This window comes from Micromonospora luteifusca (assembly GCF_016907275.1).
Taxonomy (GTDB): Bacteria; Actinomycetota; Actinomycetes; order Mycobacteriales; family Micromonosporaceae; genus Micromonospora; species Micromonospora luteifusca.
The window spans coordinates 6551049-6565802 of sequence record NZ_JAFBBP010000001.1; the positions used below are offsets into that span (position 1 = coordinate 6551049).

The 14754-nt window shown below is 72.7% G+C and carries 16 protein-coding genes; 5 read left to right on the forward strand and 11 right to left on the reverse strand.

Annotated elements, in window-relative coordinates; all coding sequences use genetic code 11:
• Window positions 1-49: 49 nt before the first annotated feature.
• Window positions 50-1024, forward strand: coding sequence for a helix-turn-helix transcriptional regulator (locus tag JOD64_RS29545; protein WP_204945261.1), 975 nt, complete (start codon window positions 50-52; stop codon window positions 1022-1024).
• Here the strand turns inward: JOD64_RS29545 and JOD64_RS29550 are convergent.
• From JOD64_RS29550 to JOD64_RS29565, 4 genes are all read right to left on the reverse strand, one after another.
• The gene (locus tag JOD64_RS29550) at window positions 919-1500 is read right to left on the reverse strand and encodes a GNAT family N-acetyltransferase (protein ID WP_204945262.1); all 582 of its coding nucleotides are present in this window, start codon (window positions 1498-1500) and stop codon (window positions 919-921) included. The genes JOD64_RS29545 and JOD64_RS29550 overlap by 106 nt on opposite strands.
• Window positions 1497-2018, reverse strand: coding sequence for a GNAT family N-acetyltransferase (locus JOD64_RS29555; protein ID WP_204945263.1), 522 nt, complete (start codon window positions 2016-2018; stop codon window positions 1497-1499). The genes JOD64_RS29550 and JOD64_RS29555 overlap by 4 nt, the downstream gene beginning before the upstream one ends.
• 82 nt (window positions 2019-2100) lie before the next feature.
• Complete coding sequence (locus JOD64_RS29560) at window positions 2101-3675, reverse strand: FMN-binding glutamate synthase family protein (RefSeq protein ID WP_204945264.1); 1575 nt, start codon at window positions 3673-3675, stop codon at window positions 2101-2103.
• A gap of 117 nt (window positions 3676-3792) precedes the next feature.
• Window positions 3793-4923: a peptidoglycan recognition protein family protein gene (locus JOD64_RS29565; RefSeq protein ID WP_204945265.1), complete on the reverse strand. Its 1131-nt coding sequence runs from the start codon at window positions 4921-4923 to the stop codon at window positions 3793-3795.
• A 213-nt stretch (window positions 4924-5136) separates the two neighbouring features.
• On the opposite strand from JOD64_RS29565, the gene JOD64_RS34035 reads away from it, so the two are divergent.
• Entirely contained in the window at window positions 5137-6225 is a 1089-nt protein-coding gene (locus tag JOD64_RS34035) for a mechanosensitive ion channel family protein (protein WP_204945266.1), read from the forward strand.
• Window positions 6226-6437: 212 nt separating this feature from the next.
• Window positions 6438-7727 carry an MFS transporter gene (locus tag JOD64_RS29575; protein ID WP_204945267.1) on the forward strand — a complete coding sequence of 430 codons (1290 nt, stop codon included), beginning with the start codon at window positions 6438-6440 and terminating at the stop codon, window positions 7725-7727.
• A 44-nt stretch (window positions 7728-7771) separates the two neighbouring features.
• On the opposite strand, the gene JOD64_RS29580 is transcribed toward JOD64_RS29575, so the two are convergent.
• From JOD64_RS29580 to JOD64_RS29610, 7 genes are all read right to left on the reverse strand, one after another.
• A complete protein-coding gene (locus tag JOD64_RS29580; RefSeq protein ID WP_204945268.1) occupies window positions 7772-8158 on the reverse strand; it encodes a VOC family protein in 387 nt (128 codons plus the stop codon).
• A gap of 30 nt (window positions 8159-8188) precedes the next feature.
• Complete coding sequence (locus JOD64_RS29585; RefSeq protein ID WP_204945269.1) at window positions 8189-8410, reverse strand: hypothetical protein; 222 nt, start codon at window positions 8408-8410, stop codon at window positions 8189-8191.
• Window positions 8411-8540: 130 nt separating this feature from the next.
• Window positions 8541-8960: a YchJ family protein gene (locus JOD64_RS29590; protein WP_204945270.1), complete on the reverse strand. Its 420-nt coding sequence runs from the start codon at window positions 8958-8960 to the stop codon at window positions 8541-8543.
• A 47-nt stretch (window positions 8961-9007) separates the two neighbouring features.
• Window positions 9008-9160 (reverse strand): hypothetical protein, encoded by a 153-nt coding sequence (locus tag JOD64_RS29595; protein WP_204945271.1) that lies wholly within the window; start codon window positions 9158-9160, stop codon window positions 9008-9010.
• Window positions 9161-9347: 187 nt separating this feature from the next.
• Window positions 9348-10448, reverse strand: coding sequence for a magnesium and cobalt transport protein CorA (locus tag JOD64_RS29600; protein WP_204945272.1), 1101 nt, complete (start codon window positions 10446-10448; stop codon window positions 9348-9350).
• Between the two features lie 108 nt (window positions 10449-10556).
• Entirely contained in the window at window positions 10557-11168 is a 612-nt protein-coding gene (locus JOD64_RS29605) for a class F sortase (protein WP_204945273.1), read from the reverse strand.
• 87 nt (window positions 11169-11255) lie between these two features.
• The gene (locus tag JOD64_RS29610) at window positions 11256-11741 is read right to left on the reverse strand and encodes a hypothetical protein (RefSeq protein WP_204945274.1); all 486 of its coding nucleotides are present in this window, start codon (window positions 11739-11741) and stop codon (window positions 11256-11258) included.
• Window positions 11742-12120: 379 nt separating this feature from the next.
• On the opposite strand from JOD64_RS29610, the gene JOD64_RS29615 reads away from it, so the two are divergent.
• Together JOD64_RS29615 and JOD64_RS29620 are read left to right on the forward strand one after the other, a co-directional pair.
• A complete protein-coding gene (locus tag JOD64_RS29615; protein ID WP_307813799.1) occupies window positions 12121-13392 on the forward strand; it encodes an MFS transporter in 1272 nt (423 codons plus the stop codon).
• Window positions 13393-13455: 63 nt separating this feature from the next.
• Window positions 13456-14691, forward strand: coding sequence for a lycopene cyclase family protein (locus JOD64_RS29620; RefSeq protein ID WP_204945275.1), 1236 nt, complete (start codon window positions 13456-13458; stop codon window positions 14689-14691).
• Window positions 14692-14754 lie beyond the last annotated feature (63 nt).

Consider the following 14754-nt stretch of genomic DNA (forward strand, 5'->3'; position numbering starts at 1 on the left):
TCGGAAATAGCGGACAGGAGCGTTCCGCTATTCGTGCAACGATCGGTTGGTGACTGTCGAGGCGACGACCGAACGGGTGCTGCGGTTGCTGGCGCTGTTGCAGCGGCAGCCGTCCCGCACCGCCGCCGAACTCGCCGCCGAGCTGGGGGTCACCGGCCGCTGCGTACGCCGCGACGTGCAGCGACTGCGCACGCTCGGCTACCCCGTGCACGCCACGGCGGGCGTCGGCGGCGGCTATCGACTCGGCGCGGGCACCCGGCTGCCACCACTGCTCCTCGACGACGAGGAGGCGATCGCGACCGCTGTCTCCCTGCGGCTCGCCTCGGGGGGCACGGTCGCCGGGGCGGGCGAGGCGGCACTGCGGGCTCTCGCGAAGCTCGATCAGGTGATGCCGTCGCGGTTGCGCGCCGAGGTGCGGGCGGTGCACGGCTCGACGGAGACCCTGATCGGTCCGGTGGCCCAGATCGACGCGGAGCTGCTGATGACACTCGCACGGGCCTGTCGAGACGCGGTCCGGGTCCGGTTCCGGTACGCCGGCCGCGACGGCGGGGAACACGAGCGGACGGTCGAGCCGGTCCGGATGGTCACGACGGGCCGCCGCTGGTATCTGATGGCCTGGGACGTCGACCGCGACGACTGGCGAACGTTCCGCCTGGACCGGATGCGCGCGGCGGTGGCGACGACGTGGCGCTTCCGGGCGCGCGTGCACCCGGATCCGGTCGCCTTCGTGCGGCGGTCGGTGACCGAGGCGCCGTACCGGCATCTCGCCCGGGTGCGCGTGCACGCCCCGGCCGACCGGGTGCGCGACGTGGTCCCGCCCCAGGTGGGGCGGGTCGAGGACGATCGCGACGGGTGGTGTGTGCTGGTCGTCGGCGGGGAGAGTCTGGACTGGGTCGCCGCGCACGTCGCCCGGCTGAGTTACGACGTGGAGGTGTTGGAGCCTCCGGAGCTGAGCGAGGCCGCCGCCGAACTCGCCCGCCGCCTCGCGGCGATGGCCGGGCCGCCGTCACCGCGCAGCGTGTAGTGGCGCAGCGACACCGGGCCGCCGTCCGGGGCGGTCCACGGTGCTGTGCTGGTGCCGGTGCACCGCCAACCGGTGCGCTCATAGAGGGCGGCGGCCGCGGTGCTGCCGGACGCCACCTCGAGCACCAGATCGGTCCCACGCGCACTCGCCCACTGCCGGGCCCGGGCCAGCAGAGCGCTGCCCAGCGCCAACCCGCGGGCGGCCGGTATCACGAAGAGGCGAGCCACTTCGGCGGTGGGCCGGGCAAGCGGCCCGTTCGCCGGGCCGGGCACCCGGTGCACCGCGACGTGCCCGACGACTGTCGCGTCGGCGTCGACGGCGACCCAGGCGCGGGCCGGGTGCGGTTCGCGTAGCCACCGGTGCGGGTCGGCGGGCCAGTTCAGGGGGTACCCGTCGACCCGGTGAACCTCCCTGAGCCCCGCGACGCAGCCGTCGAGGTCGGTGACGCGTCGCCGGCGGAGGTGGGGTTCGGTCACAACTCGTCGAACGGGCGGGCGTAACGGAACTCGCCGCGGATCGACTCCCGCCACGCGTGCATCGGTCGGGCCTGGAAATACTCAGGCCCCCACGGCTGCGGCGGGGTGACGCCCAGCTCGACGGCGGGCCGGAACCCGAACCGCGGGTAGTAGTCGGGATGACCCAGCAGCACCACCAGCGGCTCGTCGTGGGCGTCGGCCGCGCCGAGCACCGCGTGCATCAGCGCCTTCCCGACGCCGCGCCGCTGCCAGTCGGGCAGCACACCGAGCGGTCCCAGCCCGAGCGCCACCGGCTCACCGGCCACCAGAGCGCGGGTGGCCACCACGTGCCCCACCACCAGGCCGTCGGGGTCAATCGCCACCAGGGAGTACGCGGGCAGCCAGCCCTCGTCGGCGCGCAGCGCGTCGACCAGGGTCGCCTCGACCGGTACGCCATCGCCGTCGGCCTTGGCGAAGGCGGCGGAGTGCACCGCCCGGATGGCGTCAGCGTCGGCGGGTGTCTCGCGTCTGATCAGCACCGCGCCACCCTAAGGCGTGCCCGGGTGCCGGCTCCACGTGTTTATCGGGCGTCGACTGCCCGCCCGCCAGGCCCGGCGAGGCTCACCCGACGGCGGTTGCCGACGGCGGGGCGCTGCCGCCCCGTGGTGCCTGCGCCGTCATCAGTCGAACGATCTCCGCCTGGTCTGCCGACGAGGGCAGCCCCCATTCCGGCCGGTAGCCGTACACCTCGTGCAGTGGGGTGGAGCCGGTGCGGCCGTCCAGGATCTCCACGGCGTCCGTGCCGATCAGGCCGGGATGCTCCACGCCGCAGGCCTCGGCGACCTTGGTCAGGTCGCGGCGCAACGTCCGCAGGTAGTTGGCCGCCCGGACCGACTTCGACGTCGGGTCCACGCCCCGGGTGAGCCACGTGTTCTGAGTGGCGACACCGGTGGGACAGGTGTCCGTGTGGCACTTCTGCGCCTGGATGCAGCCGATCGACAGCATCGCCTCGCGACCGACGTTGACCATGTCGCAGCCGAGCGCGAAGGCGACGACGGCGTTGTCCGGCAGGCCGAGCTTGCCGCTGCCGACAAAGACCACCTGCTCGTGCAGGTCGTGCTCGGCGAAGACCTTGTACACCCGGGAGAAGCCCTGCTGGAACGGGAGCGAAACGGAGTCGGTGAAGATCAGCGGCGCGGCGCCGGTGCCACCCTCACCGCCGTCGATCGTCACGAAGTCGACGCCCCGGCCGGTGTCGCGCATCAGGGTGGCCAGCTCCTGCCAGAAGCCCAGGTCGCCGACCGCCGACTTGATGCCGACCGGTAGGCCCGTCTCGGCGGCCAGCAGTTCCACCCAGTCGAGCAGGCTGTCACAGTCGGAGAACTCGGCGTGCCGGGACGGGCTGACGCAGTCCCGCCCGGCGGGGATGCCCCGGGTGGCGGCGATCTCGGCGGACACCTTCGCTCCGGGCAGCAGCCCACCGAGGCTCGGCTTGGCCCCCTGGCTCAGCTTGATCTCCAACGCCCGCACCGGTGCGCCGGCGGTCAGGTCCTTCAGCCGATCCAGACTGAACCGGCCCTGCTCGTCCCGGCAGCCGAAGTACGCCGTCCCGAGCTGGAAGACCAGGTCACCACCGTTGCGGTGGTACGGCGACAGGCCTCCTTCGCCGGTGTTCTGCAGGCAGCCGGCGAGCGCGGCCCCCTTGTTCAGTGCGGCGATGGCGTTGCCGGAGAGCGAGCCGAAGCTCATCCCGGAGATGTTGACCACCGACTCCGGTCGGAACGCGCCGGGCCGCCCACGGGCCGCGCCGAGCACCTTCGCGCAGGGCAACCGCACGTCGTGCCCGGCGGTCGGCGTCGACGGCGGCACCGCCCGGCCGAACGTGCGGTGCTTGATGATCGGGTACCCGGGGGTGTGTTCGATGTCGTTGTCCGTGCCGAAGCCGAAGTAGTTGTTCTCCTGCTTGGCCGACGCGTACACCCAGCGGCGCTGGTCGCGGGTGAACGGCCGTTCCTCGTCGTTGCCGGCCACGATGTACTGCCGAAGCTCCGGCCCGATCGCCTCCAACAGATAACGGGCGCGGCCGAGCACCGGAAAGTTACGCAGCAGCGCATGGTCGCGCTGGATCAGATCCCGCGCGGCGAGCGCCGCGACGGCGGCGGCGACAGCGGGTACGGTTCGACGGGCCCATCTCATGCCCGGCACTCTTTCCGCCCACGCCGTGGGCCAAACCGGCGCGCGTCTGTTTGCGCTGGTGATATGCCACGCGGCGGTGCGGGTACGCCCCGCACCGCCGCCGTCGTCCTCGTCGGATCAGCGGTGCTGGTACGACTGGCGGACCGAGCCGCCGACGATCGTGCACCACGTGCTCGTGCTGAGCTTGCCGTTGCGGGGCAGGCCGTGCAGCGCCTGCAGGTCCTGCACCGCCGTCCGGGTGGCGTGGTCGTACGCCCCGGTGACGGTGACCGCGTACCCCTTGGTGGCGAGGATCTCCTGCACGGCCGTGACCGGCGCGCCGGTGGCGTGCTGGTCCAACTCCGGTGCCAGCGTCTCCCAGGTCGGCGGGGTGAGGGTGGCGTCCACGTCGACTGGAATGCCGTTGCGGGCCTGCCAGTCCTGCACGGCGGTCACGGTGGCGGCGTCGAACGTGCCACTGACCGTCACCGCGTAGCCCCGGTAGGCGAGCAGGTGCTGCACCACCCGGACCGAGGGGGAGTTGACGAAACGCCACAGGTCCGGCCAGCGGCGTGCCGGCACGTCACCCAGCTTGGTGCCGAGGGCCGCGTGGACCCGCCGCCGCAGGTCCGGGAACTGCCGGTAGAAGGCGGCGCCCGGGCACTCGGTGGTGCGGAAGTCCCAGTGGCCGAAGATGTCGTGCGCGTGCAGCCCGTACTGGCGGCAGATGGTGACGCAGAGCTTGACCAGCGAGTCGGTCAGCGCCTCCGGCGGCGTCTCGGTGACGTAGGTGCCCTCGTTCTCGATGCCGATGGCCCGGCCGTTCTCGCCCGGGCAGTGCGCAGAGATCATTTGCCGGTCGCCGGCTTCGAGTCGCTCCAGGCTGCCCCGGCGGCCCTCCAGCACGTAGCCGCCCCGACTCACCGTGAAGTGCTGGCCGGTGTCCGACCAGCCGTTGCCGTCGATGTGCAGGTCCTGGCAGTCGTGGGCCAGCTTGACGGCCTGCTCGCGCGAGTAGTCGGTGACGTTCGGGAACGCCATGTGGTGCACGATGATCTTGTTGGTGGCGGTGGCGCTGACCGACAGCGGGTCCTTCGGTGGGCGGGCGGCCCACTCGTCACAGCTGATGATCCAGTCCAGGTCGGTGCCCGGGGCGGCGTGGGCCGCGCCGGGGAAGGCGAGTTCGCTCCCGACGACGGCGACCGTGGCGGCGCCGAGACCGGCCCGCAGCAGCGTGCGGCGATCCACTTCGGAATGATCGACGTGCATTGACATCTCCTCCTGCGGCCGACGGCGGGGATGAAAAGTAGCTCCAGTGGCCGCACGTGCTCCGGAGGATATTGCCAAAACTCACCCGCGCGCTAGAGGGCCCGGTGCGCGAACTGGCCGGTCGGCCCGTGCGGGGTCGGCGTTTCCGCGCACCCGGTCGGGGGTAGGTCCGGGAACGACCATCCCGGCTGCCCCGCGTAAAGGAATGACCACATGAGTGACAACGTCAGCGACGCGGTGGGCGACGCCCTCCGCTCGGTGATGCTCTTCGTGCCCAAGGCCGTCGCCTTCCTGGCGATCCTGGTGGCCGGATGGCTGATCGCCAAGGCCGTGTTGAAGATCGTGGAGAAGGTCCTGGAGCGGGTGGGCTTCGACCGTGCCGTCGAACGCGGGGGCGTTCGCCGGGCCTTGAGTCGCTCCCGGTACGACGCCAGCGACATCGTCGCGAAGCTCGTCTACTACGCCGTACTGCTGTTCACCCTCCAACTCGCCTTCGGCATCTGGGGACCGAACCCGATCTCCGACCTGCTCGGCGCGGTGATCTCGTGGCTGCCCCGCGCCTTCGTCGCGATCGTCATCGTCGTGGTCGCCGCCGCCATCGCCAACGCGCTCAAGGACATCATCAGCGGTGCGCTCGGCGGCCTGTCGTACGGCCGGGTGCTGGCCAACATCGCCTCGGTGTTCATCCTCGGCCTCGGCGTCATCGCGGCGCTGAACCAGATCGGCGTGGCCACCGCGGTCACCACTCCCGTGCTGATCGCCGTGCTGGCCACCGTCGGCGGGATCCTCGTCGTCGGGGTCGGCGGTGGCCTGATCCGTCCAATGCAGAGCCGATGGGAGGGGTGGCTGACCCGTGCCGAGCAGGAGTCGCAGCTGATCGCCTCGCACGCCCGCGCCTACCGGGACGGCCGCCGCGACGCCGAGGCCGAGCAGGCCCGACTCTCGACCGTCACCACCGGACCGGGTGCTGACCCGACCCGGCCGTCGACCGTCGGCTCCGATCCCGAGGCCACCCAGGTGGTGACCCGGCCCGCCGACGCGGACGCAACCCAGGTGGTGACCCGGCCCGCCGACCCCGAGGCCACCCAGGTGGTGACCCGACCCGCCGACGATCACACGGACACGACCCAGGTGGTGGGCCGAGGCGACGACGCTGACACGACCCAGGTGGTCGGCCGAGGCGGTGGCGACGCCGACACGACCCAGGTGGTGAGCCCCGGCGGCGCGGTGCCCGGCCAGCGCGCCAGCGACGACAGCGAGGCCACCACGGTCATCCCGCCGCTCGACCCGAACCGACGCTGACACACGGCGGCACCAGCGGGGTGGGGCCCCTCCGGGGTCCCACCCCGCTCACGCGCTGACCGGCAGGTCGAAAACGCTGGCCGGCGCCAGCGCCGCGCGTCTAGCATCGCGGCATGACCTGGCGACATTGATCCCGCAGCGCAGGCCGATCCCGTGGGCCACCACGGGCACCGCACGACCGGTGTCCGTCTCCACTCCCACGGGAAGGTTTCATGATCCACCTCGCCTCGCGTGTGCCCGACCCGGCGGTCCGCCGGCTGACGGCCACCCTCTACGGGTACGCGTTCCTCAGTGACGTCGTCCTGCTCTACCCGCTGTACGTGGTGTTCTTCGCCGACACCGGGCTGTCGGTGGGGCAGATCTCCTCGCTCTTCGTCGTCTGGTCGGCCGCCGGCATCCTGTTCGAGGTGCCGTCCGGCGCGTGGGCCGACGTGGTGTCCCGCCGCCTGCTGCTGTGCCTCGCTCCGCTGGTGACCGCCGCCGCCTTCGCGCTGTGGGTGCTGGTGCCGTCGTACCCGGCGTTCGCGGTTGGTTTCCTGCTCTGGGGCGCCGCCGGGGCGTTGGTCTCCGGCGCGCTGGAGGCGCTGGTCTGGACCGAGCTGGACCGGCTCGGCGCGGTCGGCCGCTACGCCCGGGTGCTCGGCCGTGCGCGCACGGCGGGTGTGCTGGGCGTGGTGTCCTCCGGAGTGCTCGCCGGCCCGGTGTTCGCCGTCGGCGGGTACCCGGTGGTCGGCGCGGCCAGCGTGCTCGCCTGCCTGCTCGCCACAGTGGTCGCCACCCGGTTTCCGGAGCACCGTCCACCGGCCGCCGACGTGGCCGGGGAACGCGAGCCCGGGACCGCCCCAGCCGCCGGCCCGGACGACGATGGTGACCTGGGTTGGTGGGACACGTTGCGGGCCGGGGTGGCGCAGGTTCGCACACGCCCGCCGGTACGGGCCGCCGTGCTGCTGGTCGCCGTCGTGGCTGCCGACTGGGGTGCTCTGGACGAGTTCACCCCGCTGCTGGCCCTGGACATCGGCGTCGGAGCGCAGGCCGTGCCACTGCTGCTCCTGCTGCTCTGGGCAGGGGTGACCGTCGGCGGGCTGCTCGCCCCGGCGGGGGAGCGGTTGAGTCACCGGGGTTACGCCGCTCTGCTGGGCCTGGTCGGCATCGCGCTGGCCGGCGGCGCCCTTCTTGAGCACCCGGCCGGGTTCGTGCTGCTCGCGGTGGCGTTCGGGGCCGCGCAACTGGCCACCGTGCTGGCCGACGCGCGGCTCCAGGCCCGGATCACCGGCAGCAGCCGCGCCACCGTCACCTCGATGGCGGGGATGGCCACCGACGTGCTGATCATCGGGACGTACGCCTGCTTTGGCCTGCTCGCCACGGCGGCCGGCAACGCGGTGGCGTTCGCGGTGACGGCCGGGCCGTACCTCATCGTGGGGCTGGTGGTGCTGACCCGCCACCGGCGCACCGCGGCGGTGCCCGGCGGTGTCGCCGCGGCCACCGCGAACGTTCCCGACTGACCAGTGCCCGGCGGCGGCCGGTGTGGCCGCCGCCGGGAGCCCGCTCAGGAGGACAGGTGCAGGAACGACCACTGGTGGCCGTCGAGGTCCCGGAAGCCGCGCATGTACATCGGCCCGTTGGCCACTCCCGGCCCGAGCGACTCCCCACCGGCGACCGCCGCCCGGTCGACCAGTTCGTCGACCTGCTCCCGGCTCGGCGCCGACAACCCCACGATGACCTCACGGCTGGTGGCGGTGTCCGGGGTGGCGACCCCGGTGTACGTCTCGAAGGCCGAGCGGACGTGCAACATCAGCCGCGTGCTGTCGGAGATGGTGAGCGCCAGGCTGTCCCCGGCCGGCTCGGACTGGTCGCTGGTGAAGCCGAGCGCCCGGTAGAACTCGGCGGCGGTGCTCAGGTCACGCACCGGCAGGTTGATGAACGTCATGGTCATCGGTGGTCTCCGTTCGACTCGAGCAGTTCCTTACGCGGCGAGCCGTTCCCGCCAGTACGCCTTGAGCTCCGCGGCCTGCTCGGCCCCGGTCAGCTTCTCGTGCAGGACGTTGACCCGGGCCTTCGACTCGCCGACAGCGTCGAAGCCGACGACGATCCGGGTGGGGCCACCGGCCCAGTCCGCTCGGAAGCTGCGGGGCGCGGTGGTGGTGCGGACGCGTACGTCGACGTCGGGAAGCGCCGAGTGGGGCATATGGCGCCACGTCCCGAGGGCTCAGGCCCCGTTGCCTCCGCGTTGCCGGCGGCGTGAGCGCCGGGAGGGAGGTGCGGCGCAGGACTACGCCGAGGTCATCCTACGCCCACTCCGGGTGTCGGCGCAGCCGTCAGGGCTGGTCGCCGTCGAGGTAGACCCATCGGCCGTCCTCGCGAACGAACCGGCTGTGCTCAGTCAACGCGCCGGGCCGGCCCGCGTCCCGGTAGTGGGCGTGGAACGTCACCGTGCCGGCGGTGTCGAGCAGGCCACCCCGCTCGGTCTCGACGATCTCCAGTCGGGTCCACCGCTGCCCGGGGTCCAGTTCGAGGAGGGCGGGGCGCGTCGAGGAATGCCAGCTGCGCAGCAGGTAGCCGGTGTCGCCGAGGGCGAAGGCGCTGAACCGGGAGCGCATCAACGCCTCGGCCGTCGGTGCCTCCGCGTCGCCGTGGTGAAACGGGGCGCAGCAGTCCGCGTACGCCCGGCCGGAGCCGCACGGGCAGACCCGTACCGTCGTCGTGTCCGCCCGCCGTCGTGCCGCACCCTTACCCACCCCGCCATCCTGCCGCACCGCCAGCCGGCCCCGGAGACCGACCGTCGCTACTTCAGTGACACCGGCCGTTTCGCGACCCGGTCGTCGCCGGACGACAGGCCACGTAGGTGCCGAACCAGCCAGGGCAGCAGGTGCCGGCGGGTCCAGGCCAGCTCCGCGCCGAGCACCTCGCCGCGGCGCCGCCGTGCTGCCGGCGGCAACGGCCGCGTCCACGAGCCGTCGAACCCGGGCAGACCCGCGGTGTACGCCAGTGCGGCGGCGATCCGCTCGTGCCCGGCGCTGTTGGCGTGCAGCCGGTCGTCGCTCCACAGCCGGGGATCGGAGGCGATCGGGTGGGCGCCCAGATCGAGCAGGGTGGCGCCGGTCTGCGCGGTGGCGACCCGCAGCTCAGAGCCAGCCGGAGCGGCGGAACAGGCGGTGCAGGGCCAGGGCGGTTACCGCCATCAGGGTGAGGGCAAGGACGTAGCCGTAGCGCCAGCCCAGCCCGGGCAAGTTGTCGAAGTTCATGCCGTAGATGCCAGCGATGCCGGTCTGGGTGGCCGCGATGGCAGCCCACGCGGCGATCTTGCGCATGTCGTTGTTCTGCTCCACGGCCAGCTGGGCGAGTCGCGACTGGACGATCGAGGTGAGCAGGTCGTCGTACGCGGCCACCCGGTCGACCGCTCGGCTCAGCCGGCCGTCCACGTCGACGAACCAGCGGTGCAGGGTGCGTGGCGGGCCGTCCGGGTCGAGCAGCGTACGCAGGGGTGCCTGCAAGGGCAGGACTGCCCGTTTGAACTCCACCACCTCCCGCTTGAGCTGGTAAATGTGCTGGATGTCGGCTTTCCGGTCGCGAGCGAACACGGCCTCCTCGACCCGTTCCAGGTCGCGCTCCACGTGCCCGGCCACCTCCAGGTAGGAGTCGACCATCCGGGCGCAGACCGCGTACGCCACCGCCCACGGTCCGGCGGCCAGCAGTGTGGGGCGACGCTCGATGTCAGCGCGGACGCTGCGCAGCGCCCCGGCGGCGCCGTGCCGCACGGTGATGGCGAACCGGTCACCGATCAGCACCATCACGTCCCCGGTGTCGATCACCTCGGAGGTGTCGGTCAGCTCCTCGTGCTCCACGTACCCGGCGGTGCGCAGCACCAGCAGCGTGAGCGGCCCGTGGCGTTGCACGGTGGGCCGGTGCCCGTCGGCGAGCGCCTGCTCGACGGTCAGTTCGTCGAGGCCGAAGGTCCGGCCCACAGCGGCGAGCACGGCCGGGCCGGGATCGTGCAACCCGAGCCACACGAACGCGTCGCGGACGTGCCGCGCGCGGGCGTACGCGTCGGCGTAGTGCCGCTGGCCGGGCTCGCGCCTGCCGTTGACGTAGACAGCGCAGTCGACGACGGCGTCCGGGTTGGACCGGGGCGGGGTGGGGGAGTTTCCCTCGACCCGGCCGAGCAGTCGACGGGTCAGTGCGCGTACGCCTCGACCGGCCCGGTCCCGTACCGGTCGCTGATTCACCGCGTGCCTCCCCGTCGCTGGCGCACCTCCCCGATCAAGGTGCCCGCAGGGATGGTGTCACCGCATTCTGCCGAGCAGGGTCCGGCTTCCGACAGGCGGGCGGGCCGCTCAGGCGGTGCGGGTGGCGAAGACGACGACGTTGTCGACGTAGTTGCCGGTCGCGGCGTCGAACCGGCCTCCACAGGTGATCAGGCGCAGCCCGGCGGCGTCGGCCGGGCCGTAGACCAGCGCGGTGGGGAAGCGATCCTTGGGGTACGCGCGGACGTCGTCGACGGTGAACGTGGCGACCTGCGCGTCGGCGCGGGTGATCAGGATCTGCTCGCCGGCGCGCAGCCGACCGAGGTCGAAGAAGACCGCCGGACCGGCTGGGGAGTCCACGTGTCCCACCAGGACGGCGTTGCCGGTCTCGCCGGGGCTGACCCCGTGCCGGTACCAGCCGGCGAGGGTGGGCCGATCCAGTGGCGGCACCTCCAGCACCCCGGCGGCGTTCGCGCCGATCGGGATGACCTCCGCGCGTACGCCGATGGTGGGGATCTGCACCCGGACCGGCGCGGCGCGTGACAGCGGTGCCAGGTCCGGTGCGGGGTGGGTGCGCCTCGGCGCGTCGGCCGGCGGTCGTGGAGGCTGTGCCGGGTCGGCGGTGAGGCCGACGGTGATCAGGCCCAGCCCGGTCACGCCGAGCAGGGCGACCACGGCCGGTAGGGTCCGCCGCCACCACACGTGGGCACCTCCGTACGGGATCGTCGGGGTGCCCGCGCCGGTGTCACCGGTGCGGGCACCCGTCCTCAGGGATGGAGCAGTCGCCGATCAGGCGACAGTGGACACCGGACGTCGCCGGCGGATCAGGATCACCGCGCCGGCCAGGGCGGTGCCGAGCAGCGTGCCGCCGGCGGCCAGGGTGCCGGTGTCGCGGCTGTCGCCGCCGGAACCGGCGGGTGCGCCGCCGATCGGGGTGACGGTGAATGATTCGGTGCCGGCCGAGCTGCCGTCGCCGCAGGTCGCCGCCACCGTGTACGTACCCAGGGTGAACCCGGCGGTGAAGAGTTCGGCGCTCAGTCCGCCGCCGGCGGCGGCCGTGGTGGATCGGACGTTCTGGTCGCGGTTGGGCCCGGTGACCCGGAAGATGGCGTCACCCGACTTCGGGTTGCAGGTCGTCGCGGTGAGCACGACGGTCCCACCGACCGGGGTGGTGGCTGGTGACACCGTGGTGTCGGCCAGTGCGGCGCCTGGCAGCAGGAGCGTGCCGAGGCCCACGCCGAGCGCCGCCGAACAGAGTGCTGTTGAGACCTTCATACGCGTCTTCCCTCACTTTTCGTCCGCTGACTGCGTGGGACGTCGTTCGGGTGGCCAACTCCGTGACTAGCACCGGTGTGCCCAACACTAGGTGGGTTGGGTCCTCGATCAGGTGAAAATGAGAATTCCTCGTTGCCGTCACGTGTCCACCCGAAGGCGGGGAGAGCTGCGGAAAGGCCCGGACGACCCGACCGGCACCGGTGCTCCGATCGATGTCTCTGGGGTCGGGCTGTCGCCGCTGGGTCGATGGCGAGGTATTGCCGGCAACGGCGCAAATGCACCTCCCGCCCACGACCGGCTTCTGCCGCTTGGTCCTGTCCCCGACGTTGTGCGGATCTTGAGCGACGTGCGTCGACCGCCGCTGGTAGGTTCGCAGGCCGTGAGACGGGAACGGGACGCGGAGACTGGCCTGGGAACGGGATTCGCCCGGCTGTGGGCGGCCAGCACCCTCTCGGCCCTGGGCAGCGGCCTTGCCACCGTCGCCGCGCCCCTCTTCGTCGCCTCGCGTACCTCCGATCCGCTCGTGGTGGCCGCGGCGTCCGCCGTGGCCTGGCTGCCGTGGTTGTTGTTCGCCCTGCCCGGCGGGGTGCTCGTGGACCGAATGGACCGGCGCCGCCTCATGATCGTCATCGACCTGGTCCGGGTGGTCGCGCTCGCCGTCCTGGCGACGGCGATCATGACGGATCGAGCGGGCGTGGCGCTGCTGTACGCGGTGCTGTTCATGGTCAACACCGGGGAGATCGTGTTCCGCGCGGCCAGCCAGGCCATGCTGCCGACCGTGGTGCCCCGGCACCGCCTGGAACGTGCCAACGGTTGGCTCGGGGGCGGCACGACTCTCATGCACGGCATGCTCGCCGGCCCGCTCGGTGGCTTCCTGTTCACGCTCTCGGCGGGCAGCCCGTTCCTCGTCAACGCCGTCACGTACGCCCTCAGCGCGCTGCTGGTAGCGCTGATCGGCGGCGACTTCCGGGCCGCCGCAATCGACACCGGCGTACGCCGCTCGATGCGCGGCGAGATCGCCGAAGGGCTGCGCTGGCTGGCCCAGCAACGGTTGTTGCGCACGATGGCCGTGCTGATCGGCCTTCTCAACGTGACCCTCACCGCCGCGCTCGCCGTGCTCGTGTTGCTCGCCGGCGAGCGGCTACGACTCGGGTCCGTCGGCTACGGGTTGCTGTTCACCTGCATGGCCTGCGGTGGGGTGCTCGGCGCGCTCCTCGGCGACCGGATCATCGCCTGGATCAAGCCCACCTGGACGATCCGGATCGGTCTGCTGATCGAGGCGGGGTTGCACCTGGCGTTGGCCGCTTCCCGTAGCACCATCATCGTCGGAATCGCGCTCTTCGCCTTCGGCCTGCACAGCGCACTGTGGAACATCGTGGCGAACACCCTGCGCCAACGACTCACCCCGGCGGCCCTGCAGGGGCGGGTGGCCAGCACGACCCTCTTCGTGGCGGCGGGTGGCAACTGCGTGGGTGCCCTGCTCGGCGGGTTGCTCGCCGCCCGGTTCGGCATCACCGCGCCGTACTGGGTCGGGTTGGTGGTGGCGATCGGCGTCTCCGCCGCCACCTGGCGGGTCTTCGACCGCGCGTCGGTGGCGCGCGCCTACGCCGACCCGAGCCCGGACGAGCAGCGGCCAGCTCCGGTGGCCTGAGCGTTGGGCGGTGACTCGGGTGGCGGCGCGCAGCCGGGCGCGACCGTGTGGCAGCGTGGTGCGATGACCGTTGCCGCGCCGCTCGACGTCGACCTCGCGCTGCTCGGCGGCGGCGGCGCGGCGTCGTTGCTGCTCGCCGCACTGGACCGGCACGGCGTCCGCGACCTGCGGATCGCCGTCGTCGACCCGGTGCGCCGGCGCGGTCAGGACCGCACCTGGGCGTTCTGGGGCCACCCGGACGCCGACCTGGACCCGCTGCTCAGCGCGAGCTGGCAGCAGGTCGAGGTGGCCACGGCGGCGCGGCGCCGCCTCCTGGACCTGACCCCGCTGCGGTACGCCATGCTCCGCTCCGGCCCGGTCTACGACCGGGCGGCCGTTGCCGCGCGCCGGTTGGACGTCACCCGGATCGTCGCTCCCGCCGGCACGCTGACCGACGACGGCACGCGGGTGGTGGTGCGCGTCGGCGACGGGCAGACCGTACGGGCCGGCTGGGTGCTCGACTCCCGCCCCCGTCCACCGGCGCGGGCAGGGCGGACGACCTGGTTGCAACACTTCCGCGGCTGGTGGCTGGAGGCCGACCGGCCCACGTTCGATGCGGCGCGTGCCGTGCTGATGGACTTCCGCACGCCGCAGCCGCCCCGGGGCGTCTCCTTCGGGTACGTGCTGCCGGTGAGCGACCGGTACGCGTTGGTCGAGTACACCGAGTTCTCGCCGGTGCTGCTCAGCGACGCCGGGTACGACGCCGCCCTGGCCGGCTACCGGGACCTGCTCGGGCTCGATCCGGCCCGGCTACGGGTGCGCGAGGTGGAGAACGGCGTGATTCCGATGACCGACGCGCCGTTCCCGCCCCGGCCCTCGCCCCGCGTGGTCCGGCTCGGCACGGCTGGTGGTGCGACCCGACCGTCCACCGGCTTCACCTTCTCCGCCATGTACCGCCAGGCCGACCAGGTGGCCCGCGCCCTCGCGGCGGGCCGAGCGCCGGTGCCCGCGGCCGCGTACCCGCGCCGGCACCGTTGGATGGACGCGGTGGCGCTGCGGGCGCTGGACCGGGGCGGGGTGGGCGGTCCCGAGTTCTTCGACCGGCTCTTCGACCGCAACCCGGCCGAGCGGGTGCTGCGCTTCCTCGACGGCGTCACCACCCCGGCCGAGGAGGTCGCGATCATGAACTCGACCCGGTTGCTGCCGATGATCGCCGCCACCGCTGGCGACGCGGCGCACCGCGTCCGCGACCGGCTGCGCCCCAGCCGGCCCGCGCCGGCGATCCCGGCGGCGGTGACAGACGCCGGCAGGTCCGGGTAGCCCTACCACGGCTCGGGGGACAGCGGCAGCGACGCGGGCCCCGTCCGTTCCTAGCCTCGAAGG